Here is a 24,308-nt window from a genome sequence, read left to right as displayed (position 1 = left end):
TTTACGGGGCATCTTATGAACTGGTACGCCATCTTCGCCATTTATGTGCTGTTCTGGACGATCAGCGCGTTCGTCGTCCTGCCCTTTGGCATTCGCACGCCCGATGAGACGGGCGAGCTGTTGCTCCGGGGGCAGGCGGACAGTGCGCCCAGCAATTTCCAGCCTGTCCGCGTGATGATCCGTGCGACGATCCTTTCGACCATCTTCTTTGGCCTTTATTACGCCAATTATGTCGAAGGATGGATCACGGTCGAAAATCTGCCGGGATATCACGCCGCAGACTAAGGACTGTATCGGATGGTTTGCGACCCGGGGATCGTATCGCTAGAGCATCGCGCCTCAAATCGAGATCGCTTTTTCTCCGTTCGGGCTGAGCGAAGTCGAAGCCTTCCACTGACCCCGGACTTGATCCGGGGGAAGTGCGCATCGCGTCCGCTCAGCAGGGCCCCCTTCGACTGCCTGCTTGCAGCAGGCGCTCAGGACAGGCTTCGACTTCGCTCAGGGCGAACGGCTCACATTTTACGCACGGTGCTCTAAACGAAAAACGGCGCCCGAGGGCGCCGTCTTCCTGTTCATCGCAATTCGTTCAGCGCTGCGTCAACGGCACATAGTCGCGCTGGCTGGGGCCGGTATAGAGCTGACGCGGGCGACCGATCTTTTGCGCGGGGTCCGATATCATTTCGTTCCATTGTGCCACCCAGCCGACGGTGCGAGCGAGCGCGAACAGCACGGTGAACATTTCGGTCGGGAAGCCGATCGCCGACAGGATGACGCCCGAATAGAAATCGACGTTCGGGAACAGCTTCTTTTCGATGAAGTAGGGATCGCTGAGCGCGATCCGTTCCAGCTCGCGTGCCACGTCGAACACGGGATCGGTGACGCCCATGGTCTTGAGCACGTCTTCGGCAGTCTTCTGCATGACGGTCGCGCGCGGATCGTAATTTTTATAGACGCGATGACCAAAGCCCATCAGGCGGAACGGATCGTCCTTGTTCTTGGCGCGGGCGATATATTCCGGAATGCGATCGACCGTGCCGATCTCGCGCAGCATGTTGAGCGCGGCCTCGTTCGCCCCGCCATGCGCGGGCCCCCACAGGCATGCGATGCCTGCCGCGATGCACGCGAACGGATTGGCGCCCGAAGACCCGGCGAGACGTACGGTCGACGTCGAGGCATTCTGTTCGTGGTCGGCGTGGAGAATGAAGATCTTGTCCATCGCGTCCACGATCACCGGATCGGGCACATATTCCTCGGCAGGCACGCCAAAGGTCATGCGCAGGAAATTGGCGGTGTAGGACAAATCGTTACGCGGGTAGAGGAAGGGCTGACCGACCGAATATTTAAAGGCCATGGCCGCGATCGTCGGCATCTTCGCGATCAGGCGATGGCTGGCGATCCGGCGCTGATCGGGATCGTTGATGTCGGTCGAATCGTGATAGAAGGATGACAAGGCACCGACCACGCCGCACATGATCGCCATGGGATGCGCGTCCCGGCGGAAGCCGCGATAAAAGGCTGTCAGTTGCTCATTCACCATGGTGTGGCGCGTGATCGTGTAAGTAAAGTCGTCCAGCTGCGCCTTGGACGGCAGTTCGCCGTTCAGCAGCAAATAGCTGACTTCCATGAAGCTAGACTGTTCGGCCAGCTGACCGATGGGATAGCCGCGATGCAGCAGTACGCCTTCGTCGCCGTCGATATAGGTGAGGCCGGAATCGCAACTGGCGGTCGAGGTGAAGCCCGGATCATAGGTGAACATGCCAGTATTCGCATAAAGCTTACGAATATCGATGACCTGAGGCCCGACAGTGCCGCTGAGCACCGCATAATCTTTCGTTTCTTCCCCCACGGTCACGGTGACATTAGTGTCGGACATCATGTTCTCCCTTACTGCCCTCGGCCAATGAAGGCCGCATGGCGATCGTCAGCCGATTTAAGCTCTCCTCTTTCCCCAAAAGGAAAAGCACATCGAAAATTCCTGGCGAGGTTGTTCGCCCCGTGAGCGCCGCGCGCAACGGTTGCGCCACCTTGCCCAGTCCCAAACTGGCATCCTCCGCCACGCGACGTATTGCGTCTTCGATCGCTTCGGCCGTCCAGGACTGGACAGCGACAAGAGCGTCGGCTGTCGTTCCCAGCAGCGCGCGCGCGGAGTCGTCTAGCAGAGCCAATGCCTTCTCGTCAAAATCCAACGGGCAATTTTTGAACAGAAATTCGGCACCCTCGGCAATTTCGTTAAGCGTCTTCGCGCGCGGTTTTAGCGACGGCATAGCGAGTGTCAGCAACGCATCGGCATTATCGGGCAGCGGCTCGTTCAGGCGATCCGCCACGCGCGGGGCGACAAGCGCCGCAAGGCGGGCATCGTCCGCTTCGCGCAGATAATGGCCGTTCAGATTTTCCAGTTTCCTGATGTCGAAACGCGAAGGCGACCGGCCAACCCCGCCAATGTCGAACAGTTCGACGGCGCGATCCCGGCTGATCATTTCCTCATCGCCATGGCCCCAGCCGAGGCGGAGCAGATAATTGATCACCGCTTCGGGCAGCATTCCCATCTCGTCGCGATAGGCGTCGACGCCGAGCGCCCCGTGCCGCTTGGAAAGCTTGGCACCGTCCGATCCGTGAATTAGCGGAATATGGGCGTAAACGGGCTCATCCCAACCCATTGCCCTGATGATCGCCAACTGGCGAAATGCGTTGTTCAGATGATCGTCGCCCCTGATCACGTGGGTGACGCCCATGTCATGATCGTCAACGACGACGGCGAGCATATAGGTGGGCGTGCCGTCCGAACGCAGCAGGATCATGTCGTCCAGTTCGGCATTCTGAACGACGACGCGGCCCTGCACCGCATCCTCGATCACCGTTTCGCCGGTGCGGGGCGCCTTGATCCGGATGACGAATGGCGCGCCGTCGGGCGCCTCCGCCGGATCGCGATCGCGCCAGCGGCCATCATAGCGCATCGGCTGCTTGGCGGCGCGCTGTTCCTCGCGCAGAGCGGCAAGCTCCTCGGTCGTCGCATAGCAGCGATAGGCGTGGCCGCCCGTGAGCAAATGATTGGCGACTTCGGCGTGACGCGGCGTACGGGCGAACTGGAAAACCGGCTCTTCATCGCCGCCAAGCCCGAGCCAGTCCAGGCCGTCGAAGATCGCGGCCACGGCATCATCGGTCGAACGGGCGCGATCGGTGTCTTCGATGCGCAGCAAGAACTTGCCACCATGGTGGCGCGCGAACAGCCAGTTGAACAAAGCCGTGCGCGCGCCACCGATGTGCAGATAGCCTGTCGGTGATGGCGCAAAACGGGTCACGACCTGCTTGTTCAATCCCGTTGCACTCACTCAGTTATTCCCCGACATTCGTCGCTGCGACCATGGATGCGACGCCCCCTAGCATGGCTTTTCGGCCACGACAAACCTACGTTCCGGCGGGGGTAAAGACGCTTGTCCGTGACATCGCCGCACGGGTGGAGAAGTGGCTGGAGATCGAGCGCGAACAGGCCGCGCTGTGGGTGCCCGTAGCGCTCGGCGTCGGGATCGCGGCGTGGTTCATGCTGCCCGATCGCAATGCCTGGCTTGGATTCGCCTGCGGGTCGCTGGCGCTGGTTTTTTGCGGCGTCATGCTGCCCGCTGGCATGCGGCTAAGGCACATGATCGTCGCCGGAGGACTGCTCGCATGCATGGGGTGTCTGCTCGTCTGGGGAAAGGCGATGCTGGTCGGCGAACCGCCCCTGGCACGAGCCATATTCTCGCAGGTTTCGGGAGAGGTGCGGTCGGTAAGCGAAATACCCGCGCAGGGGATAGTCCGTGTGCTGCTTCGGCCGGTGGGAGATCCGGCCTTGCCGTCAACGATCAGGGTCAATATCGCGACCGCAGACGTGCCCAAAGGCCTGGGCAAAGGCGCGCTGATCCGATTTCGGGTACGGTTGATGCCGCCTGCTCCCGCAAACGTGCCGGGCGGCTATGATTTCGCGCGCCGCGCCTATTTTCTGGGGATCGGCGCGACCGGCAAGGCGCTGAAACCTGTTGTCGTGCTGCGCGCGGCGACGGTCGGGCCATCGCTTCGCGCGCGACTGCTGGCGCATATTCGCGAGCGGATCGATGGCCCGCCCGCAGGTATCGCCATGGCCCTGGCAACCGGGGATCAGGGATCGATTTCGCAAGCGGATGCAAACGCCATGCGGCGAAGCGGCCTTGCCCATCTGCTGTCGATCAGCGGCCTGCATGTCACAGCCCTCATCGGGGCAGTCATCTTCCTGCTGTTGCGCGTGATGGCGATCAGCCGACAAGCGACACTGGGCCTGCCGTTGATGATGATCGCGGCGGCCGGCGGCGCACTGGCCGGGATCGGTTATACGCTGCTGACCGGGGCGGAGGTGCCGACGGTACGATCGTGCGTCGCGGCGCTGCTCGTACTGGCGGGGCTGGCGCTGGGGCGCGACGCGATCACGCTGCGCCTCGTTGCGGCGGGCGCTTTGGTGGTGCTGGCGTTGTGGCCCGATGCGCTGGTCGGCCCCAGTTTCCAGATGAGTTTCGCCGCGGTAATCGCGATCGTCGCGCTCGGCGAACATCCCCGCTATCGGGCGTTCGTTGCCGCGCGCGACGAAAGCGTATCGCGCCGCATCGGTAGGGCGCTGTTGGCGCTGCTCGCGACGGGCTTCGCGGTCGAACTGGTCTTGGCGCCGATCGCCCTGTTTCATTTCCACAAAGCGGGATTGCTCGGCGCCTTTGCCAACCTGATCGCCATCCCGCTGACGACGTTCGTCGTGATGCCGCTGGAGGCGCTCGCGCTTCTGCTCGATATCGCAGGGCTGGGCGCGCCGGTGTGGTGGCTGACCGGCCAAGCACTGCGGCTGCTGCTGTTCATTGCCCACAGTGTCGCAGCGAGCCCGATGGCGGTAATGCTCGCGCCAGCCACCTCGCCTTGGCTCTACGGGATCATGGTGATGGGCGGGCTTTGGGTGCTGTTGTGGCGTACAAGCCTGCGCTGGCTGGGTCTGCTCGCCATCCTGCCGGGGCTAATCGCGATTTTTACTGCTTCTCCGCCCGACATATTGGTGACTGGCGACGGGGGCCATGTTGCGGTCCGGACGGCTGGCGGCGGCATGGCGATCCTGCGTGATCGAGCGGGCGATTATGTGCGCGACTCTCTATCGGAGAGCGCTGGTTTCGACGGCGCACTGGCCGCTATTGCGGCGCTTCCCGAAGCCCGTTGTTCCGCCGACATGTGCGCGTTGCGCATGGTTGCGGGTGGGCGCCCGTGGCGCATTCTGGTCACTCGATCCGATATGCTGGTCGACAGGGCAGCCATGGAGCGCGACTGCGCGGCGGCGGATATCGTTCTGAGCAACCGCCGCTTGCCTAACTGGTGTCGGGCACGCTGGTTGAAAGCCGACCGTGCCTTGCTGCGCCGCACCGGCGGGATTGCGATCAACCTTGAGAGCGCCACCATCCAGACGGTCCGGTCCCCCGGCGACGCGCATCCCTGGGTTCCGGTCCCACCCCGCAGCCGGCCACCGTATCAATTATATCGGCGCAGCAGCCCCGCAAGCTTACCTTGAATCCGCACCTGCCCGGTATCGTAGATTTGCGGCTGATAGGCGCTATTGGCGGGGTCGAGCCGGACCTTTGGCCCCTCTCTACGGAAATATTTGAGCGTCGCTTCATGCTCGTCGATCAACGCCACGACGATTTGCCCGTCGCGTGCCACCTCGGTGCGCTGGATGAGGGCAAAGTCGCCATCGAGAATACCGGCCTCGACCATCGAATCGCCGGATACTTCAAGCGCATAATGGTCGCCTGTTCCAAGCAGCGCGGCGGGGACGGATAGCATAGTCTGCCCCTCCATTGCCTCGATCGGTACGCCGGCCGCAATCCGCCCGTGCAGCGGAATTTCGATGACGTCATTCGCCGCGACCGGCAAGCTCGGCGCAAGCTGGGGCTTGGCAAATGGCGGCTTGACGCTTCGGCCAACGGCCTCGGGAAATTTAAGAACCTCGAGCGCCCGCGCGCGGTTGGGCAGTCGTCGAATGAATCCCCGTTCCTCGAGCGCGTTGATCAACCGGTGAATGCCGGATTTCGAACGCAGATCGAGCGCGTCCTTCATTTCCTCGAACGAGGGGGATACACCACCCTCTTCGAGCCGGCTGTGAATGAAGTTCAGCAGTTCCTGCTGTTTGGGCGTCAACATGCCACTTGCCTCCATGGAACGGATGGAGAACACTTAGGAAACGAATTGAGGCAAGTCAAGCGGCACCGACATCCCCGGTGGGCAGGATCACTCGCTAAATCGGAAGGATCGTTACGCTCTCGCCCGGTTGGCCGACAGGCGAACCGGCCGGGCGCAGGATCAGGCAGTCGGCCGCCGCCAGCGAAACCATGGCGGCACTATCCTGCGAGGTGACCGATACGACGCCCGCATCGCTTCGAAACGCCCGCAGATATTCGTCGCGCTCGCCGGTGGCTGGCAAGATGGAACCCAGATTTGCACGGATGGTGGGCGGCCCCGGAGCAGCAGCGCCGGCCATGCTCCGGACCAGCGGCAACAGAAAGAGCGTCGCCGTAACGAAAGCCGAAACGGGATTGCCGGGCAAACCGAGGAATATTGCCTGCCCGATGGTGCCTGCCATTAACGGCTTGCCTGGCCGCATGCGGATTTTCCAGAAATCGAGCGTGCCCCCTGCTGCGAGAAAGGCGGGGCGCACCAGATCATGGTCGCCGACCGATGCGCCGCCGGTCGAGACGATTATATCCGCCCCGGCGGCGCGAGCAAAAGCGTCGGTTTGGGCGGGAAGATCATCCGGAACGATGCCTAGGTCGATGACATCGCAGGGCAGCGCGGACAACATCGCCGCAAGCATCGGTGCGTTCGAACTGGGCAGCCTGCCGGGCGGGGTAAGGGCGCCCGGCGGCACCAACTCGTTACCTGTGGATAGCAGGGCGACGCGCGGCCTTCCGCCCACGGGGAGACAGCCGTGCCCGGCCAGAACGGCCAGCGCGATTTGCGGGGGGCCGAGCCACGAGCCGGCCGGGAGCAGCGAATCGCCTGTCCTGAAATCCGACCCGGCGGGCCGGACGTGACGGCCTGGCGTCAACGCATCGTCAAGGCCCGACAACCGGCCGTCCTCAACCCGTGCATTTTCCTGAATGAGGATGGCGTCGGCACCAATAGGCATCGGCGCGCCGGTGAAGATGCGGCAAGCGGTGCCCTGAACAAGCGGATCAGGCACGCCCCCGCCAGCAGCGCTCGTCGCCGTGACCGTCCAGGGGCCGGGCCATTCCGACGCGCGGACGGCATAGCCGTCCATGGCGGACAGGTCGACCCAGGGTTGATCGCGTAAGGCGTGGAGATCGCGCGCAAGCCAGCGCCCGGCGCAATCGACGGCCGCCAGTTCTTCAGCCGGCAGTGAGGATGCGAGTGCGAACAGGCGCGCTTGCGCTTCGTTCACGGGGATCAGACTCATGATGCGCGCCAGTCACCCGATTTGCCGCCAGACTTGGCGAGCAGACGGACGTTACCGATGATCATGCCCTTATCCAACGCTTTGGCCATATCGTAAATGGTGAGCAGCGCGACGCTGGCTGCGGTAAGCGCTTCCATCTCGACGCCCGTCCGACCGGCGCTCCGCGCTGTCGCGGTGACGTCGACTCCATCGACGTCGAGCGTGAAATCGATCGTGACTGCGCTGAGCGCGACCGGATGACAGAGCGGAATGAGGTCGGCGGTGCGTTTCGCGGCCATGATGCCTGCCACGCGGGCGACAGCGAGCACGTCGCCCTTTTTGACCAGCCCTTGCCCGATCGCGGCGGCGGCCTCCTGCGCCATGGAGATGCGACCGGCGGCGATCGCTTGCCGTACCGTCGTCGCCTTGGCCGAGACATCGACCATGCGCGCTGCGCCATCTTCGTCCAGATGCGTAAGGCCGCTCATGCGCCGGTAAGCAGGGCGCGAGTCGCCGCTTCGACATCGGCCTGCCGCATTAGCGATTCCCCCACCAGGAAGCAGCGTACGCCGTGGTCCGCCATCGCCACGAGATCGGCATGGGAGCCAAGGCCGCTCTCGGCGACGAAGGTGCAGCCTGCGGGCGCGCTGCCCACGAGTTCATATGTGCGAGCAAAATCGACGGAGAAGTCCCTGAGATCGCGATTATTTACCCCGATAAGTCGCGAGCGCAGATTAAGCGCGCGCTCCAGCTCATGGGCATCATGGACCTCCACCAGCACATCCATCCCAAGGCCGATCGCCGCATCCTCGATCTCGACCATCTGCGCATCATCGAGCGCGGCCACGATGATCAGTATGGCATCGGCGCCAAGCGCCCGGCTTTCCAGTATCTGCCAGGGATCGACCATGAAATCCTTGCGCAGCACCGGCAGTGCGCAGGCCGAACGCGCCGCCATAAGAAAATCATCATGTCCCTGAAAATAGGGCTTGTCGGTCAGCACCGACAGGCATGCGGCACCGGCGGCGGCATAGGCCTGCGCATGGGCAGGGGGATCGAAATCGGCACGGATCAGGCCTTTGGAGGGGCTCGCCTTCTTGATTTCGGCGATCAGGCCGTAACCGGAGCGGGCGGCGGCGTCGAGCGCCTGACGAAAACCGCGCGGCGGCGTCTGTTCGGCGGCGCGGGCATGGAGCGATGAAATGGTGGCCGCTGCCCTGCGCCGGGCTACATCTTCGCGCTTGGCGTCCAAAATCTCGGTCAATTTATTGGTCATGTATAGGCAATCCAGCGGTTTAGGAGCGCATTGGCAAGGCCGTAGTCGATGGTTTCCGCGGCTAATCCTGCCCCTTCGCGCAGATCGGCCGTCTTACCGGCGACGAAAAGGGCGGCGGCGGCGTTCAGCAGCACGGCGTCGCGATAGGCGCCAGACTTGCCTTGCAGCAGGGCGCGCAGGGCGGCGGCGTTGTGCGCCGGGTTGCCACCCCGAATCGCGTCGATGGGATGCGCGGGGAGGCCGGCGTCGGCGGCGGTGATACGCCGCATCGCCACCAGTCCGTCGGCATTCAGTTCAGCCACATCATTGCCGCCGGCGAGCGACAGTTCGTCCAGCCCTTCATCGCCCGATACGATCATCGCCCGGTCGACGCTCAGGTCGGAAAGCGCCTGAGCATAGATGGGAACATAGGAAGGTCTTGCAATTCCAACCAGTTGCCGCCGAACATTGGCAGGGTTTGCGAGTGGGCCCATCAGGTTGAAGATGGTTCGCTGGCCAATCGTCCTGCGGATGGGACCGAGCCTTTTAAGCGCCGGGTGATGGTTCTGCGCGAACAGAAAGCAGATGCCGAGGTCGGCGAGCGTTGCTTCCGCAGTGGTAGCGGCGCGATCGAGGTCGAGACCGAGCGCTTCGAGCGTGTCCGCCGCACCCGCTTTTGAGGAGGCGGCGCGATTGCCATGTTTGGCGACCGGCACGCCGCTTGCGGCCACGACCAGACTGACGGCGGTGGAAACATTGAGGGTGTGATGGCCATCGCCACCCGTGCCGCATACGTCGATCGCGCCCGGTGGGGCGGCGATGGGGATCATGCGCGCGCGCATGGCGCGGGCGGCGGCGGCGATCTCGACCGCACTCTCGCCGCGTTTTGCCATGGCGACCAGAAATGCAGCGATCTCGTCCTCGGGCAGATCGGCATCGAACAGCAGATCGAACGCGCGAGCGGCGTCTTCGGGAGAAAGCGGCAGGGACGGGTCGGGGAGGCGAGACATGGTTGCCGCCTTAATCATGCGGGCCGTCCCGAGTCGAGGCCCTCTTATCCAAGGCGTCCGGTAAGACCCTATTCTTCGTCATCCTCAAATCTTGCCATAGGAGGATGCAGCCGCAGCCGGGACACTCGACGCCCGTCGCTTGCCAATATTTCCAGCTTCCAGCCGCTTTGCCGATGTTCCAATATTTCGCCCGGTTCCGGTACGCGGCCGGCCAGCACGAAGGCGAGGCCACCAAGCGTGTCGACATCTTCCTCGACATCGGCCAGCTTCTCGTCGATTTCTTCGGCGACATCGTCCAGTTCGGCGCGGGCATCGGCCTCCCACATGCCACCCTCCAGCAGCGTCAGCATCGCTTCGGGCGCATCGTCATGTTCGTCCTCGACCTCGCCGACGATTTCCTCGACCAGATCCTCGAACGTCAGAAGCCCCTCGGTGCCCGAATATTCGTCCAGCACGATCGCCAGATGGGTGCGCTTGGCGCGCATTTCGGCGAGCAGGTCGAGCGCGCCCATGCTTTCAGGCACGAACAAAGGCTGACGGATCAGCGGCTCCAGCGAATCCGGCACCGGGGCCGCGCCGGCGAGGATCGCGAAGGCATCGCGGATATGGACCATGCCGATGATGGTATCGAGCGTGTCGCGATAAACGGGAATCCGGCTGTGTCCGGCTTCGGCAAACAGCGCGGCGAGCTCCGCGAAGCTGGCCTTCTCCTCGATCGCAATGATGTCGGCGCGCGGTACGGCCACGTCATCGACGGTATGTTCGGAAAAATGCAGAAGATTGCGGACCATCTGGCGCTCGATCGCTGAGAGGTCGCCCTTGGTCGGTGCAGCGGCGCCCTCTTCTTCGGCGTCCTCGTCATATTCATCGAGCGCCTCTTCCAACTCCTTGCGGAGACTATGGCCCTCATCTTCGCCGAAGAGCAGCGCCTTGATGCCGCTCCATAAACCGCCTTCGTGGCCGCTACTGTCCGATTCTTTCGAACCGGCACTGTCCTTCGGGCTGCCTTCAGCCATGTCGCGTCCTATTCCCCTGTTCGTCGATCCCCATAGGGATCGGGAAGGCCAAGCATGCCCAGCGCGCGAATTTCCAGCGCTTCCATGGCCTCGGCCTCATTGTCGTCCATATGATCATATCCGAGCAAATGAAAAGTGCCATGCACGATCAGATGCGCCGCATGATCGGCGACGGAAATGCCTTTTTCCGCCGCTTCCGACGCGCAGACGCCTTCCGCCAGCACGATATCACCCAGCAACACCTCGCCATCGTCAGTATTGGCGGTCGCTTCCAGCAAGTCGTGCTGGACCATGGGGAAGGACAGGACGTTGGTGGGCTTGTCCTTCTGGCGATAGGCACGGTTCAGTTGGTGCACTTCCTCATCGGACGTCAGTTTCACCGCGACTTCGTACAGGGTCTGGTCGGTGGTGAAGCCGACATAGGGACTGTGCGTGATCGCAGCCACGACCGCTCGCTCGGCGAGCGACTGCCAGTCTGTCCCGGGCCAGCCCGTATCATGCAGAACAGCGACCTCAATCACCGCCGACAATCCGGCTGCAGCTCGTTCTGATTAATAGTGTCACGCATCAGGTCCTTCATAAGCCTGAACAATCCGCCCAACCACCGGATGACGAACTACGTCCCCGATCCCGAACGGCACCATGGCGATGCCCTCCACGCCGGTCAGCCGCCCGACGGCGTCTGCCAGACCCGATGCGCCCGGCTGGGGGAGATCGACCTGTTTGGGATCACCGCAAATCACCATGCGGCTGCCTTCGCCAAAGCGGGTGAGGAACATCTTCATCTGGGCGATGGTCGTATTCTGGGCCTCGTCCAGCACGATGAAGGCGTTGGCCAGCGTGCGTCCGCGCATGAAGGCGAGCGGCGCGATCTCGATCTCGCCGCTGGCGATGCGGCGTTCGACCTGCTCGGCGGGCAACGTATCGTAGAGCGCGTCATAGATCGGGCGGAGATAGGGGTCGACCTTCTCCTTCATATCGCCAGGCAGGAACCCGAGCCGTTCACCCGCCTCGACTGCGGGGCGGGACAGGATCAGCTTGTCGACCGTTCCTGTGATAAGCTGCGCGACCGCCTGTGCCACGGCAAGATAGGTTTTGCCGGTGCCTGCCGGGCCAAGCGCAAAGATGATGTCATTGCGGGTCAGCGCTTCCATATAGGTGACCTGGGTCGCGGAGCGCGGCACGATCGTCTTCTTGCGCGTGCGGATCATCACCTTGGGCGGTTCGGCGACGTCGTGACGAATGATGCCGTCGAGCATCGGCTCCGACGACATGGCGATGACCGCCTCGACCGCGCCGGTGTCGATTTCCTGGCCTGCGACGATTCGGTTGTAGAGGCCGGTCAGCACGTCCCGGGCACGGGCGGCGGCGTGAGCCTCGCCCTCAATCTGAAGCTTGCCGCCGCGCGCGGCGATATAGACGCCCAGGCGATTTTCGATAGCGACGAGATTCTGGTCATATTGTCCGAATAACGCGCCCAGAAGATGGGGCTTTTCAAATGTGACTTCCAGCCGGGCGCGCTCGGCAGTGTCGATACGGGATTGCGGTTTCTTGCCCATTTTCAGCAACTCCCCCCGCTCACCGTCCATTTCCTGCCAATTATGTCCGGCGGGGATTGGCAGAGATGGCTTCCCGACGATGCGGGAATGACGAGGCGTTGGTTCAAGCGGCTTTCCTCCTGCTGGGCTGTCCGGCGAGACTGTTCGGGCCGGCGCTGACGATATCGACATCGACCATATCGCCGATCGAAAGTTCCGGCGCGGTAATATGGACGGACTGGAGCCAGGGCGTCTTGCCGATCAATTGCCCCGCATGGCGACCCTTGCGTTCGAGCAGAATATCGGTTTGCCGACCGACGGTGGCCGCGTTGAACTCCTGCTGGTGCGCGTTGATGAGCGTTTGCAGGCGAGCCAGCCGCTCATCCATGATGGCAGAGTCGATCTGGCCGTCCATGCCGGCGGCGGGCGTGCCGGGGCGGGGGCTGTATTTGAAGGAATAACATTGCGAATAACGAACTTGCGCGACGATCTTCAGCGTGTCTTCGAACTCCGCGTCCGTTTCGCCAGGGAAGCCGACGATGAAGTCACCCGACACGGCGATGTCGGGGCGGACGGCGCGAACGCGCTCAATGACGCGCAAATAGCTGTCGACGTCATGGCTGCGGTTCATGGCCTTGAGAATCCGGTCATTGCCCGACTGTACCGGCAGATGCAGGAAAGGCATCAGCTTTTCGACATCGCCATGCGCGGCGATCAGCCCCTCGCTCATGTCGTTGGGATGGCTGGTGGTGTAGCGAATACGTTTGAGGTCGGGAATCGCGGCCAGTGAACGGACGAGGCCCTCCATACCCTGAAGACGCCCCTTGTCGTCCTCGCCGGTCCAGGCGTTGACGTTCTGACCCAGCAGGGTGATTTCGCGGACGCCGCCATCGACCAGCGCCTTCGCCTCGTCGATGATCGCGCACCAACTGCGGCTGATCTCCGCCCCCCTTGTATAGGGCACCACGCAATAGGTGCAGAATTTGTCGCACCCTTCCATGATGGTGAGGAAAGCGGTCGGTCGCGCCTGCTTCGTGCGGCCGGGCAGGGCGTCGAATTTCGAGAAGGCGGGCATGTCGGTGTCGACTGCTTCCTCGCCCCGCACGGCCTTGCTGATAAGGGCAGGCAAGCGATGATAGGCCTGCGGGCCGACGACGATGTCGACGCTTTTCGCGCGGCGGCTGATCTCCTCGCCTTCCGCCTGAGCGACGCAGCCGGCGACCGCGATCATGGGTCGCGTGCCGTCGTCGCGGACCATGCGGCCGATGTCGGAATAAACCTTGTCCACCGCCTTTTCGCGGATGTGACAGGTGTTGAGGATAACGAGATCGGCCTGCGCGCCGTCCGTCGAGGCGGTCATGCCTTGACCGGCCAGCATTTCCGCCATCCGCTCGCCATCATAGACGTTCATCTGGCATCCGAAAGATTTGACGTGGAAGGTTTCGGGGGTCTTGCTGGGGACGTCTTTTCGATTCATGCCGACCAGCTATATAGACGGCGGCCCGCCAGCGGAAGATGGCTGCTGCGCCCTTATGCTTGCCGCGATCTTTTCACGCGCCTCGGCCGAAATCGCCTTGCGATCCGGGTGGCGGGCGGGATCGAACGGTTCGAGGAAGCGCAGGGTGACGGGCAGCGTGCCCTTGCGGGCGAAGATGCGGGCGGCGTTCGCGCCGGCGGATTCGTCGCCGTGCCAGGCGATCTCCGCTGTCGCCGCGCCATAATCAATATGAACCGGTTGGACCATCACCGCGCGGGGCGGGGGAAGCAGGACCGAGAACAGGGTCGGCTTGAAGGGGAGGAGGCTGCGCCCGTTACTGGTCGTGCCTTCGGGGAAGAGCGCGACCGGCTGATTCCCGGCCATGGCGGCACGCAGGCCGTCGATCTGACCGCCAAGTGCGCCGCGCCGGTCACGGGCGATGAACAGCGTATTATTCTGCGCAGCGAGCCAGCCTATGATGGGCCAGCGAGCGATGCCGTCATGCGCGACGAAAGCGGCTCCGGTCGCGCCGCCCAGCGCCAATATGTCTATCCAACTGACATGATTGGCAATGATGAACATGTCTCCTTGCGATGGCCGCCCCTCGATCCGAACGCGTGCCCCCACCGAGCGCGCGGCGAGGCCGAGGAAATGGTGCGGCCAGGGCGATGGGCGGCGCATAAGGCGCCAGAGAAGATGAAATGGGAGGCACAGGAAAAGGCTCAGCGCGAGCGCGGAAACGCGCCTCAACTGGCGGATCGCAGCCAGCCGGTCAGCCCTTCCGATCGAGCGAGACGCCGTATAGTTCCATCCGATGGTCTACGAGCCGGAAGCCGAGTTTTTCGGCGATCTGCTTCTGCAACTGTTCGAGTTCGGGATCGACGAATTCGATGACGTTGCCGGTTTCGACATCGATCAGATGATCGTGATGCGCCTCGGGCGCCGCTTCGTAACGCGCGCGGCCGTCGCCGAAATCATGCCGTTCGAGAATGCCGGCTTCTTCGAACAGTCTAACGGTGCGGTATACCGTGGCAATGGAGATGCCCGGATCGATCGTGGCGGACCGGCTGTGCAGTTCCTCGACATCGGGATGGTCCGACGCGTCGCTGAGCACCTGAGCGATGACCCTGCGCTGTTCTGTGATACGCAGCCCCTTTTCATGACACAGGGCTTCAATATCGATCTTGCGGTTCATGCAGACGTGCTCGCTGATGGCGGGATAAAGATGGTAGACTAGACGCTTTTCCGCGCATGCGAAAGGGGCGCATCAGCGATGCGCCCCTGTCTCATTTTTTTCGGCAGGCTATTTGGCGGCGCGCGTCGTGCGGCGGCGCTTGGTGCCCAGGCCGATTTTTTTCGCCAGCGAGCGACGCTGTTCAGCGTAGTTCGGCGCGACCATCGGGTAATCCGCAGGCAGAGCCCATTTGGCGCGATAGTCATCAGGCGTCATCTGATAGTGGGTCATAAGATGCCGCTTGAGCATCTTGAGTTTTTTGCCGTCTTCCAAGCAGATGATATAGTCCGGCTTGATCGATGAGCGGACGGATACTGCCGGTTCCGGCTTTGCTTCTGGCGCGGCCGCCGGTGCGTTCAGACCGGCAAGAGCGGCATGAACATTTTGGATCAGTGACGAGACGTCGGAGACCGCTACGCTGTTGTTGGAGACATGAGCTGCAACAATGTCAGACGTCAAAGTGATGAGCAATTCGCTCTGCGCCGATTCAATTTCCATATTTCTTGTTTCCTGCGAAGGCTTTATCTTAGTGCGACCCGCCCAAGGAAAGTCATTTCACAGGCGGTTTGAAACCGCTATACCCGTAATGCAAGATTAGCAAGCGCCTAATTCCGTTATAACAGCATATCCAGTCGGAAACTTAGGGCATCGTGAAGTTGACCATCATTACCGCGATAGTAACCGGGACGCCGATGAACATATTCAAAGCCGGCATCCTCGTATAATTTGACCGCACCATTGGACGCTCGCACTTCCAGGTTCATGGAAGTAATGCCCCGGCGTCGCGCCACCGCCAGGCTGTGATCCAGTAACTGCCGCCCGATCCCCCGGCCGCGCCACAAGGGGTCGACCGCAAGTAGCAGAAGCTCGCATTCGTCCAGTACCGACCGCACCAGCGCGAAGCCCAATATGGCCGCGTCGATCCGCGCGACGGTCAACCATGTGCCAGGCATCAGCATGACGCCGCCCAATTGCCCCAGCGTCCATGCTTCACCGAACAGGGGATCGAAGGCGCGGGTCATGACCTGCATCGCGTCGGACAGGGCGTTGCGATCCCCATCGTCATAAGTGGCAAGCGTCAGCCCCGGGATCATGGCTGCGCCTGGGGTCGCAGCGGGCGCGCGTCGGCCCCGCGTCCGTAGATGGGGGTGGCGGGCAGGGTGTCGAGATCCGCGATCCAAGGATAATCGGCGGCATCGGGATACAGGCTGATGGCGGAACCATGGCCGCGCGCGGTCACAAACGCTTCCGCCCCGGTGCCATATAATAGTGGGACATCCAACTGCAGCGCAAGCAACGGGATCGGCGTCGATGCGATCGGCGTGGTCGCGACGCGGCCATCGGCGGTGAAGCATTGCCAGAAAAGTTCACCATGGCCGCCGGTGATGGTAACGGCGATCGGTCCCTCGCCATGATTGCGCGCGGCCGCCGCGGCGATGATGGCTGGCGCACTGTAGCCGCTCACGGGAATGGCCCAGGCGAGGGCGAGCCCCCGCGCGGCGGCGACACCGATGCGAACGCCGGTAAAGCTGCCAGGCCCGACATCGACCGCGATCGCGTCGGCGCGACCGCCGTCCGGCAGTGAAGCGATCGCGGGCAGCAGCGCTTCGGCATGACCCCGTCCTACGATTTCATGGAACCGGCCGACCGGAACGCCATCGTCCAGCAGCGCCACGGACAGCGCCTGGGTAGCCGTGTCGATAACCAGTAAACGCAATCAGACCCCCGTCAGCCGCCCGCGCAAAGCGCGATTCCAGCGGCGGTTAGTCGATCCGCTGCGAATTGCCAAATGTCACGCGATATGTGGGAAATGCCGGCGAGATTTGCCCGACGCCAGGCCACTTCAGACCGCGCGAACCTCGGTCACTTCCGGAACATAATGTTTGAGCAGTTGCTCGATGCCGTTCTTGAGCGTGGCCGTCGAGGAGGGGCATCCGGCGCAGGCGCCCTGCATCTTGAGATAGACCGTGCCCTTGTCGAAACCGCGATAGATGATGTCGCCGCCGTCATTGGCGACGGCCGGCCGAACGCGGGTGTCGATGAGATCACGGATCTGCTCAACGATTTCCGCATCCTGCGGGTCATCGGCAAATTCCTCTTCAGCGGCGGGCACGCTGATCCCGGCCGCCGATCCCGATGCGAACAGGGGCATGTTCGCGGAAAAATGTTCGAGCAGCAGGGCCAATATGTCGGGCTTTACATCGGTCCATTGCGCGCCGGGAGCAATCGTCACGGAAATGAAGTCGCTACCGAAAAACACGCCAGTAACGTCGCCCAGGTCGAACAGGGCCTCGGCCAATGGTGAGGCCTGGGCTTCCTCGGGAGAAGCGAAATCCCGCGTGCCGGCGTCCATCACGATGCGGCCGGGCAGGAATTTTACGGTCGCCGGGTTGGGTGTGTTTTCGGTCTCGATCAGCATGGCTGCTATGTGGCGTGAAGCGGGGCCGATATCAAGCCGCGCGTCGCCTTTTGCGGAACTTCCCCTTGTTCCAGCGATTGACGGCGGGAGAGTGAAGGAGATCATCGATGAGCACCGAAACCGACATCCGTGACCGCTTTTGGACGCAATTGTCGCAAAGCCCCTTTCTGATGGTGGGCCTGAACGGCGCGTCCGGCCACAGCCTGCCGATGACGGCACAGCTCGATCCTGACGCCAACCATGCTTTCTGGTTCTACACCAGCCGCGACAACCGTCTTGCGCCGGGCGGCCCGGCCATGGCCCAGTTTGCTGCCAAGGATCATGATCTGTTCGCTTGCATCGCTGGGACGCTGGTGACGGAAACCGACCCGGCCCTGATCGACCGTTACTGGTCGAAGGAGGTGGAAGCCTGGTACCCCGGTGGTCGCAATGATCCCAATCTTTTGATGCTGCGCTTCGATTTGGGGACGGCCGAAATCTGGCGGGCGGACATGTCGCTGACCGGGGTTTTCAAACAATTGTTCGGCGGCGATGTCACCGAAGAAATGAAGGGCAAGCACGCGGAAATATCGCTTTAACGCAATCCTCATACGGATTCCCCCCAAGCGATCCGTGCCATGGTGTACGGATCGCTTGCCTTTTGCGTGCATCTGCGCCATACGCGCCGCAGCGCAGCAAGCGGACCCATGTCCCCCTCAGCGATTGGCAGCGTGATCGTCCCGACCTCCGAAGGGTTCTGGACCGGCCAATGACAGCCTGCGCAAGCTTTTGAGGCTTCCCTATTCACGCGGGTCGTTTCGTAACCCGCCTTGCGCCCGAACTGCGTCTTGCAGCTGTCCGGCGTCGTGGCCAGACATGTGAGTTTTTCATGCAGTTTACCGACTTCGGCCTCGCCGAACCTATCGTCAAAGCCCTTATCGCCAAAAAATATGTCGATCCTACCCCCATTCAGCAGCAGGCGATCCCCGAACTGATGAAGGGCCGCGACCTGTGCGGCATCGCTCAGACCGGCACGGGCAAGACGGCGGCGTTCGCCTTGCCCAGCCTCGACTATTTCGCCCGCAATCCTAGGGAACCGGCGCTCAAGGGCTGCCGGATGCTGGTTCTCTCGCCGACGCGCGAACTCGCCGCGCAGATCGCCCAGAGCTTCCGCGACTATGGTCGCTTCATGAAGCTGTCGGTCGAAGTCGTATTCGGCGGCGTGCCGATCAACAAGCAGATCCGCGCGCTGAGCCGCGGCGTCGACATCGTCGTCGCAACCCCGGGCCGGCTGCTCGACCTGATCGACCAGCGCGCTTTCACCATCAAGGACACGGAAATCTTCGTTTTGGACGAAGCCGACCAGATGATGGACATGGGATTCATCCAGCCGTTGAAGCGGGTCGCGAAGATGTTGCCGGCACAGCGCCAGAACCTCTTTTTCTCTGCCACCATGCCAAAGGAAATCGAGGCGCTCGCCGCCCAGTTCCTCAACGATCCGGTCAAGGTCAGCGTCGCGCCGCAGGCGACCACCGCCGAGCGCATCCGTCAGCAGGCGATCTTCGTCAATCAGGTGGAAAAGCAGGCGCTGTTGACCATCACGGTCAAGGATGAGGCGATCAACCGCGCACTCATCTTCACGCGGACCAAGCACGGTGCCGACAGGGTCGTGCGTTTCCTCGAAGGCGCGGGCATTCAGGCGTTCGCCATTCATGGCAACAAGAGCCAGGGACAGCGCACCACCGCGTTGCAGGCATTCCGCGATGGCCGCGTCAAGCTGCTCGTTGCGACCGATATCGCAGCGCGCGGTATCGACGTGTCGGGCGTCAGCCATGTCATCAATTTCGAACTACCCAATGTGCCTGAACAATATGTCCATCGTATCGGCCGTACGGCGCGTGCCGGGGCAGAGGGCATCGCGATCAGCTTCGTGGCGGATGACGAGCGGCCCTTCCTTAAGGCGATCGAGCGGACGACGCGGGTGAAGCTCGACATTGCGCCGCTCCCTGAGAATTTCATGGAGGCGGTACGCAATCTTCCCAAGCCCGCCGCGCCGCGCAAGCCCAAGGAGCAGTCGCCCGATCAAAAGGCGAAGCGCGCCGATGGTCAGCGTCGCTATCAGGATGGGCAAAAGCAGCAGCGCGGTACGCCCGACCGCGCCCACCGCCCCGATGGCGATGCGCCGGCGAAACGGCCGTTCCACCGCAAGCGCAGCGGGAGTGTGGGTGCGCACAAGGGCGCGGTCCAGCGCACTGGCGCGCCGCGCGGCTGAATAGCTTCGCAGAGGATAAGGCCGGGCCGCACGCGCGCCCGGCCTTTTTCGTGGCCGCGATTGTCAGTGGCCATTCAGGAAAAGGGCGCTAGGCTGCATCGCCTATGAGCCTTTTATTTCGGCGCTCCGCCGCTTCGCTGCCTGTCCTTGCGCTTCTGCTGGCCGGCTCCTCCACCATAGTATGGGCGAGGACGGCGCCAGCGACGGCGTCCGTCACGCCTGCATCGAGCGAGACGCAGGGCCGGCCCTGGCTTTACGAAAATAGCGATGTGCCGATCGACGCCGCCTGGCGTTTTGGGACATTGCCCAATGGCCTGCGCTATGCGGTCCGTCGCAACGGCGTGCCGCCGGGGCAGGTGTCGGTGCGCCTGCGCATGGATGCAGGATCGTTGATGGAGCGGCCCGATGAACTAGGCTACGCGCATTTCATGGAGCATCTGACCTTCCGGGGTTCGCGCCATGTGCCCGACGGCGAGTCCAAGCGGATATGGCAGCGGCTCGGCGTGACCTTTGGCAGCGACAGCAACGCGCAGACGACGCCGACCGGTACGACCTATGCCCTCGATTTGCCGCAGACCACGCCTGCGGGCCTGGGCGAGAGCCTCAAGATACTGGCCGGCATGATGGCCGAGCCCAATATCGTCGATGGCGCGGTTGCGGCGGAGCGCGCCGTGGTGCTCGCCGAACGACGCGAAGGGGACGGGCCGCAGATGCGGATATCCGACGCCAGCCGCCTGCATTTTTTTGCTGGTCAGCCGCTTGCGGATAGAAGCCCCATCGGTACTGTAGCGACGCTGAACGCGGCGACCGCCGCCAAAATGGAGGCGTTTCACGACCGCTGGTACCGGCCGGAAAACGCCGTGATCGCGATCGCCGGCGATATCGATCCGGCTGCGGCTGAGCAACTCATCAGAGATAATTTCGGCGCATGGACGGTGCCGGGCAAGGGCGCGCAATTGCCGGACTTCGGCATGCCGGACCCTAAATTGCCGGCGACCCGGGTCGCTGTGGAAGCGGGCGTTCCCACCGGGCTGACCATGGCCTGGCTGCGGCCGTGGAAGCCGCACGCCGACACGATCGTCTATAATCAGGATAAGCTGACGGACATGCTGGCGTTGCAGATCATCAGCCGGCGGCTGGAGCAGGCGGCGCGGGGCGGGGGGAGCTTCCTCCAGGCGAGCGTAGACCAGCAGGATGTCAGCCGCTCCGCCGACGGGACGTTCGTGACCATCGTACCGACTGGCGAGAATTGGGACAAGGCGTTGCAGGATGTGCGCGCGATCATCGAGGACGCGAAGAGCACCCCGCCCAGCCAGCAGGAAATCGACCGCGAATATGCGCAGATCGATACGGCGCTCGCGATCCAGATGGAAAATGCCGATACCGAACCAGGGTCCAAGCAGGCGAGCGATCTGGTGAGCGCCGTCGACATTCGCGAGACCACGGTCAGCCCGCAAGCGGCCGTCGAAATTTTCCGGTCGGGCAAACCAGCGATGACGCCCCAGAAGATCATGGATTCGACCCGGCGGCTGTTTTCGGCCGGGGTGTTCCGCGCATTATTGGTCACGGGCAAGGCTCTGCCGGGGCAGGACAAAAAGCTCGCATCGGCCGTCGCCGCGCCGGTGCGGGCCGCAGCCAACGCCAGGCTCGCGAGCGGGACCGTGACCATGGACAGCCTTCCCGCGCTGGGCGCGCCCGGCAAAATCGTGTCGAGGTCGCCGGTGGGTTTGCCGGGGATGGAGACCGTCACCTTTGCCAACGGCGTGAAACTCACATTGTTCGCGAACGATGCCGAGACGGAGAAGGTCCGCATCAACGTGCGTTTCGGGCATGGCCAGCAGAGTTTTTCGCCGACCAGACCGGCGCCGAGCTGGGCAGCCGATTATGCTCTGGTGGCGAGCGGTATCGGCAAGCTCGGGCAGCGGGAGTTGGACGACCTCACCAATGGCCGCCGCATGGGCATGAATTTTTCCATCGACGACGATGCGTTCGAAATGCAGGCGGTGACCCGACCCGCCGATTATAAGGACCAGTTGCGCCTGTTTGCGACCAAACTCGCTGCGCCGGGGTGGGACCCGGCACCGATCGCGCGGGTCAAAACGGGTGCGATGGTCGCTTATGACGCCATGTCGCGATCGCCCGATTCGGTGCTGGGGCGTGATCTGGGCTGGCTGCTCCATGACAAGGATGTGCGTTTCCGCACGCCGTCGCGGCCGGAGATCGAGGCGCTGACGCCGCAGGCCTTCCGCGCGACATGGGAGCCGATACTGGCTTCCGGCCCGATCGAAGTGCAGATCTTCGGACAGGTGAAAGCCGACGATGCGATCCAGGCGGTTGCGGCGACGTTCGGCGCTCTGTCTCCGCGCGCCGATGAGCCGGTGCCTGCGGCCAATCGCATCATGCGGTTTCCCGCTCATGTCGAAACGCCCGTGATCCTTCGCCATGACGGCGACAAGGAGCAGGCGGCGGCTGTCATGGCCTGGCCCACGTCCGGGGGTTTCGATGCGCTTAAGGAAGCGCGTCAGTTGGAAATACTGACGCAGATCTTCAACGATCGGCTGTTCGACAAATTGCGATCGACCGAAGGCGCGGCCTATTCGCCGAGCGTGTCGAACAACTGGCCTTTTTCCTATGTCAGTGGCGGCTATGTGCTCGTGTCGAGCCAGGTCCGGCCGGATCGGGTCCGCTTCTTCTACGACGTGGTCAGGGACACCGCGGCCGACCTCGCGAAAACGCCGGTCAGCGAGGATGAACTGCAACGCGCGGTCGCTCCCATGCGCCAGATGCTGATGCGTGCGAGTACAGGCAATGCGTTCTGGATGAACCAGATGGAAGGGGCGACCCATGATGCGCGCTATGTAAAGGCCATGCAGACCATGGCGCAGGACATGCTGACCGTGACGCCTGCCGATATTCGGGCGTTGGCCGCCAAATATCTGGTTCCCGCCAAAAGCTGGTCGGCGGTCGTGCTCCCGCAGGGGGTGAACGCCAAATAGCGTCGGCCGCAGACGCATCTGGCAGTTGGCGACGTCGCGCGTTATAACCGTACTATGTAGCCGGACAGCGGGGGTAATATCTCGCCATCCGCTGCATCGTCCAGCGCGACGAGCATGGATGCCTTATCCCTCGGTCGGGCGGCTTGCAAAGGCCGGTCGGTCAGGTTGAACACGCATAGCAGGGTTTCGGCATCTGCTTTGCGTTCGAACATCAGCAGATCGGCAGGACCGTCGATAATGCTGATCGCGCCGTGGCGCAGCGCCTTGCTCGCGCGCCGGATCGACAGCAGGTTTTGCGTCCAATGCAGCATGGACGCGGCGTCGTGCTTCTGCTCCGCGACGGAAAGCGGCAGATGCGCTGGGTCTATTGGCAGCCATGGGTCGCCGGTTGAAAATCCGCCGTTAGGCACTTCGGCTGTCCATGGCATCGGCGTGCGCGCGCCATCGCGCCCCAGCGTTTGCGGCCAGTTCGCGATCGCCTCCGGATCTAGCAATCGCTCGAACGGAACATGCGCCTGCGGCAAGCCCAGTTCCTCGCCTTGATACAGGAAGATGTTGCCGCGCAACGCGACCAGCAATAACATGGTGAGGCGGGCGAGCCGGTCGCGATTGCCCGCCTTCCCCCAGCGGGTCACATGGCGCGGGGCATCATGGTTGGAAAAGGCCCAACTGGGCCATCCTTCGCCCGGTTTGCCCGCCCATTCGCGGATCGCCGCGCGAACGACGTCGGCGGTCAGTTTGGGCGCATAAAGATAGGTGAAACCATAGGCGCTGTTCAGCCGGTGAGGCGGCATGGTGAAAAGCTTCATTTCGCGATCCGCATCCTCGCCACCGATTTCGGCCACGGTGAAATACACGCCATGGGCATCGATCGTGGATTGCAGCGATTCGATGAATGTCACGACATCGGCATGCCCCTGATTATAGAGCCGGCGCTGAAAATCGAACGGGCGGGTGCGCGGGCCGGGCTTTGTTTCCGGTGGATTGTCGCGCAACGCCGGATCGTGCATCGCGAAATTGAGCGCGTCCAGCCGGAAGCCGTCGACGCCCCGATCCAGCCAGAAGCGGGCGGTGTCGAGCAGTTCCGCCTGCACGGCGGGATTATGGACATTGAGTTGCGGCTGTTCCTTCAGGAAATTGTGCAGATAATATTGGCCGCGTCGCGCATCCCATGTCCATGCCGGGCCGCCGAACACCGATTGCCAGTTGCTTGGCGGTGATCCCTCTGATCTGGCGTCCGCCCAGACATACCAGTCGGCATAGGCATTGCTCCTGCTCGCACGGCTTTGTTTGAACCAGTCGTGCTGGTCCGACGTGTGGGCGTAGACCTGATCGATGATGACTTTGAGGCCGAGGGCATGGGCATGGGCCACCAGCGCGTCGAAATCGGCGAGTGTCCCGAAGATCGGGTCGACATCGCGATAATCGGCCACGTCATAGCCGAAATCCGCCATCGGTGAGGTGAAGAAGGGTGATAGCCAGATCGCATCTACGCCAAGGCGCGCGACATGATCCAGCTTGGCTGTAATACCGGGCAGATCCCCGATGCCGTCGCCATCGGCATCGCCAAAGCTGCGCGGGTAAATCTGGTAGATGACGGCACCACGCCACCAGGGTGTTTCGATATCGGCAATGCTGTCGGGCATGACAATTCCCATTGAATATGGTGGCGGCTTCGAGGGG

At 62.8% G+C, this 24,308-nt stretch carries 23 protein-coding genes; 5 read left to right on the top strand and 18 right to left on the bottom strand.

Features of this window, described 5'->3' with window-relative positions:
• Positions 1-15 precede the first annotated feature (15 nt).
• Positions 16-285 (top strand): DUF1467 family protein, encoded by a 270-nt coding sequence (locus WG907_RS13130; RefSeq protein WP_340233398.1) that lies wholly within the window; start codon positions 16-18, stop codon positions 283-285.
• A gap of 301 nt (positions 286-586) precedes the next feature.
• Here WG907_RS13130 and WG907_RS13125 read toward each other — a convergent pair whose 3' ends face one another.
• Both WG907_RS13125 and gltX read right to left on the bottom strand, forming a co-directional pair.
• Complete coding sequence (locus tag WG907_RS13125) at positions 587-1,873, bottom strand: citrate synthase (RefSeq protein ID WP_340233396.1); 1,287 nt, start codon at positions 1,871-1,873, stop codon at positions 587-589.
• The gene (gene gltX, locus WG907_RS13120; RefSeq protein WP_340233393.1) at positions 1,860-3,329 is read right to left on the bottom strand and encodes a glutamate--tRNA ligase; all 1,470 of its coding nucleotides are present in this window, start codon (positions 3,327-3,329) and stop codon (positions 1,860-1,862) included. The genes WG907_RS13125 and gltX overlap by 14 nt, the downstream gene beginning before the upstream one ends.
• Positions 3,330-3,382: 53 nt before the next feature.
• Between gltX and WG907_RS13115 the strand changes: the two genes are divergently transcribed.
• Complete coding sequence (locus WG907_RS13115) at positions 3,383-5,548, top strand: ComEC/Rec2 family competence protein (protein WP_340233391.1); 2,166 nt, start codon at positions 3,383-3,385, stop codon at positions 5,546-5,548.
• Here the strand turns inward: WG907_RS13115 and lexA are convergent.
• The 15 genes from lexA to WG907_RS13040 all read right to left on the bottom strand — a co-directional run bounded on the left by lexA (position 5,509) and on the right by WG907_RS13040 (position 17,378).
• Positions 5,509-6,177 carry a transcriptional repressor LexA gene (lexA, locus tag WG907_RS13110; protein ID WP_340233389.1) on the bottom strand — a complete coding sequence of 223 codons (669 nt, stop codon included), beginning with the start codon at positions 6,175-6,177 and terminating at the stop codon, positions 5,509-5,511. The genes WG907_RS13115 and lexA overlap by 40 nt on opposite strands.
• A gap of 94 nt (positions 6,178-6,271) precedes the next feature.
• The gene (locus tag WG907_RS13105; RefSeq protein WP_340233387.1) at positions 6,272-7,450 is read right to left on the bottom strand and encodes a molybdopterin molybdotransferase MoeA; all 1,179 of its coding nucleotides are present in this window, start codon (positions 7,448-7,450) and stop codon (positions 6,272-6,274) included.
• On the bottom strand, positions 7,447-7,917 hold the full coding sequence (gene moaC, locus WG907_RS13100) for a cyclic pyranopterin monophosphate synthase MoaC (RefSeq protein ID WP_340233385.1): 471 nt from the start codon (positions 7,915-7,917) through the stop codon (positions 7,447-7,449). Before moaC ends, WG907_RS13105 begins: the two co-directional genes overlap by 4 nt.
• A complete protein-coding gene (trpC, locus tag WG907_RS13095) occupies positions 7,914-8,705 on the bottom strand; it encodes an indole-3-glycerol phosphate synthase TrpC (RefSeq protein ID WP_340233383.1) in 792 nt (263 codons plus the stop codon). The genes moaC and trpC overlap by 4 nt, the downstream gene beginning before the upstream one ends.
• Positions 8,702-9,694, bottom strand: coding sequence for an anthranilate phosphoribosyltransferase (trpD, locus tag WG907_RS13090; RefSeq protein WP_340233381.1), 993 nt, complete (start codon positions 9,692-9,694; stop codon positions 8,702-8,704). Before trpD ends, trpC begins: the two co-directional genes overlap by 4 nt.
• Positions 9,695-9,762: 68 nt before the next feature.
• Positions 9,763-10,710: a hemolysin family protein gene (locus tag WG907_RS13085; RefSeq protein ID WP_340233379.1), complete on the bottom strand. Its 948-nt coding sequence runs from the start codon at positions 10,708-10,710 to the stop codon at positions 9,763-9,765.
• 8 nt (positions 10,711-10,718) lie between these two features.
• On the bottom strand, positions 10,719-11,231 hold the full coding sequence (ybeY, locus tag WG907_RS13080; RefSeq protein WP_340233377.1) for an rRNA maturation RNase YbeY: 513 nt from the start codon (positions 11,229-11,231) through the stop codon (positions 10,719-10,721).
• Positions 11,232-11,270: 39 nt separating this feature from the next.
• Complete coding sequence (locus tag WG907_RS13075) at positions 11,271-12,269, bottom strand: PhoH family protein (protein WP_340233376.1); 999 nt, start codon at positions 12,267-12,269, stop codon at positions 11,271-11,273.
• A gap of 103 nt (positions 12,270-12,372) precedes the next feature.
• Positions 12,373-13,725, bottom strand: a complete 1,353-nt coding sequence (gene miaB / locus WG907_RS13070; protein ID WP_340233374.1) for a tRNA (N6-isopentenyl adenosine(37)-C2)-methylthiotransferase MiaB — start codon at positions 13,723-13,725, stop codon at positions 12,373-12,375.
• Positions 13,726-13,734: 9 nt separating this feature from the next.
• Positions 13,735-14,493: a lysophospholipid acyltransferase family protein gene (locus tag WG907_RS13065; RefSeq protein ID WP_340233539.1), complete on the bottom strand. Its 759-nt coding sequence runs from the start codon at positions 14,491-14,493 to the stop codon at positions 13,735-13,737.
• A 4-nt stretch (positions 14,494-14,497) separates the two neighbouring features.
• Complete coding sequence (locus tag WG907_RS13060) at positions 14,498-14,920, bottom strand: Fur family transcriptional regulator (protein ID WP_340233372.1); 423 nt, start codon at positions 14,918-14,920, stop codon at positions 14,498-14,500.
• Between the two features lie 108 nt (positions 14,921-15,028).
• On the bottom strand, positions 15,029-15,457 hold the full coding sequence (locus WG907_RS13055) for a Ros/MucR family transcriptional regulator (RefSeq protein WP_340233370.1): 429 nt from the start codon (positions 15,455-15,457) through the stop codon (positions 15,029-15,031).
• A gap of 116 nt (positions 15,458-15,573) precedes the next feature.
• Entirely contained in the window at positions 15,574-16,053 is a 480-nt protein-coding gene (locus WG907_RS13050) for a GNAT family N-acetyltransferase (protein WP_340233369.1), read from the bottom strand.
• Positions 16,050-16,676, bottom strand: coding sequence for a tRNA (adenosine(37)-N6)-threonylcarbamoyltransferase complex dimerization subunit type 1 TsaB (gene tsaB / locus WG907_RS13045; protein ID WP_340233367.1), 627 nt, complete (start codon positions 16,674-16,676; stop codon positions 16,050-16,052). The genes WG907_RS13050 and tsaB overlap by 4 nt, the downstream gene beginning before the upstream one ends.
• A 126-nt stretch (positions 16,677-16,802) precedes the next feature.
• Positions 16,803-17,378, bottom strand: a complete 576-nt coding sequence (locus tag WG907_RS13040; protein WP_340233365.1) for a NifU family protein — start codon at positions 17,376-17,378, stop codon at positions 16,803-16,805.
• Positions 17,379-17,485: 107 nt separating this feature from the next.
• Between WG907_RS13040 and WG907_RS13035 the strand changes: the two genes are divergently transcribed.
• The 3 genes from WG907_RS13035 (at position 17,486) to WG907_RS13025 (ending at position 22,625) form a co-directional block, all read left to right on the top strand.
• Positions 17,486-17,956: a pyridoxamine 5'-phosphate oxidase family protein gene (locus tag WG907_RS13035; protein WP_340233363.1), complete on the top strand. Its 471-nt coding sequence runs from the start codon at positions 17,486-17,488 to the stop codon at positions 17,954-17,956.
• A gap of 290 nt (positions 17,957-18,246) precedes the next feature.
• Positions 18,247-19,629, top strand: a complete 1,383-nt coding sequence (locus WG907_RS13030; RefSeq protein WP_340233361.1) for a DEAD/DEAH box helicase — start codon at positions 18,247-18,249, stop codon at positions 19,627-19,629.
• 104 nt (positions 19,630-19,733) lie between these two features.
• Entirely contained in the window at positions 19,734-22,625 is a 2,892-nt protein-coding gene (locus WG907_RS13025) for a M16 family metallopeptidase (protein WP_340233359.1), read from the top strand.
• A 41-nt stretch (positions 22,626-22,666) separates the two neighbouring features.
• Here WG907_RS13025 and WG907_RS13020 read toward each other — a convergent pair whose 3' ends face one another.
• Positions 22,667-24,271 (bottom strand): alpha-amylase family glycosyl hydrolase, encoded by a 1,605-nt coding sequence (locus WG907_RS13020; protein ID WP_340233357.1) that lies wholly within the window; start codon positions 24,269-24,271, stop codon positions 22,667-22,669.
• Positions 24,272-24,308: the final 37 nt, after the last annotated feature.

Origin of the sequence: Sphingobium fluminis (assembly GCF_037723805.1) — a bacterium.
In the GTDB taxonomy this organism is placed as follows: domain Bacteria; phylum Pseudomonadota; class Alphaproteobacteria; order Sphingomonadales; family Sphingomonadaceae; genus Sphingobium.
Note: the sequence above shows the minus strand (reverse complement) of the source record. Positions and strands in the feature narration are given on the sequence as shown.

Coding starts and splice junctions, on each gene's coding strand:
- trpC (WP_340233383.1), bottom strand. CDS start 8,705: ATGACCAATAAATTGACCGAGATTTTGGACGCCAAGCGCGAAGATGTA.
- WG907_RS13130 (WP_340233398.1), top strand. CDS start 16: ATGAACTGGTACGCCATCTTCGCCATTTATGTGCTGTTCTGGACGATC.
- WG907_RS13075 (WP_340233376.1), bottom strand. CDS start 12,269: ATGGGCAAGAAACCGCAATCCCGTATCGACACTGCCGAGCGCGCCCGG.
- WG907_RS13115 (WP_340233391.1), top strand. CDS start 3,383: ATGGCTTTTCGGCCACGACAAACCTACGTTCCGGCGGGGGTAAAGACG.
- WG907_RS13125 (WP_340233396.1), bottom strand. CDS start 1,873: ATGTCCGACACTAATGTCACCGTGACCGTGGGGGAAGAAACGAAAGAT.
- WG907_RS13105 (WP_340233387.1), bottom strand. CDS start 7,450: ATGAGTCTGATCCCCGTGAACGAAGCGCAAGCGCGCCTGTTCGCACTC.
- WG907_RS13025 (WP_340233359.1), top strand. CDS start 19,734: ATGAGCCTTTTATTTCGGCGCTCCGCCGCTTCGCTGCCTGTCCTTGCG.
- WG907_RS13050 (WP_340233369.1), bottom strand. CDS start 16,053: ATGATCCCGGGGCTGACGCTTGCCACTTATGACGATGGGGATCGCAAC.
- WG907_RS13060 (WP_340233372.1), bottom strand. CDS start 14,920: ATGAACCGCAAGATCGATATTGAAGCCCTGTGTCATGAAAAGGGGCTG.
- WG907_RS13020 (WP_340233357.1), bottom strand. CDS start 24,271: ATGCCCGACAGCATTGCCGATATCGAAACACCCTGGTGGCGTGGTGCC.
- WG907_RS13085 (WP_340233379.1), bottom strand. CDS start 10,710: ATGGCTGAAGGCAGCCCGAAGGACAGTGCCGGTTCGAAAGAATCGGAC.
- moaC (WP_340233385.1), bottom strand. CDS start 7,917: ATGAGCGGCCTTACGCATCTGGACGAAGATGGCGCAGCGCGCATGGTC.
- miaB (WP_340233374.1), bottom strand. CDS start 13,725: ATGAATCGAAAAGACGTCCCCAGCAAGACCCCCGAAACCTTCCACGTC.
- WG907_RS13040 (WP_340233365.1), bottom strand. CDS start 17,378: ATGCTGATCGAGACCGAAAACACACCCAACCCGGCGACCGTAAAATTC.
- WG907_RS13035 (WP_340233363.1), top strand. CDS start 17,486: ATGAGCACCGAAACCGACATCCGTGACCGCTTTTGGACGCAATTGTCG.
- WG907_RS13055 (WP_340233370.1), bottom strand. CDS start 15,457: ATGGAAATTGAATCGGCGCAGAGCGAATTGCTCATCACTTTGACGTCT.
- trpD (WP_340233381.1), bottom strand. CDS start 9,694: ATGTCTCGCCTCCCCGACCCGTCCCTGCCGCTTTCTCCCGAAGACGCC.
- lexA (WP_340233389.1), bottom strand. CDS start 6,177: ATGTTGACGCCCAAACAGCAGGAACTGCTGAACTTCATTCACAGCCGG.
- WG907_RS13030 (WP_340233361.1), top strand. CDS start 18,247: ATGCAGTTTACCGACTTCGGCCTCGCCGAACCTATCGTCAAAGCCCTT.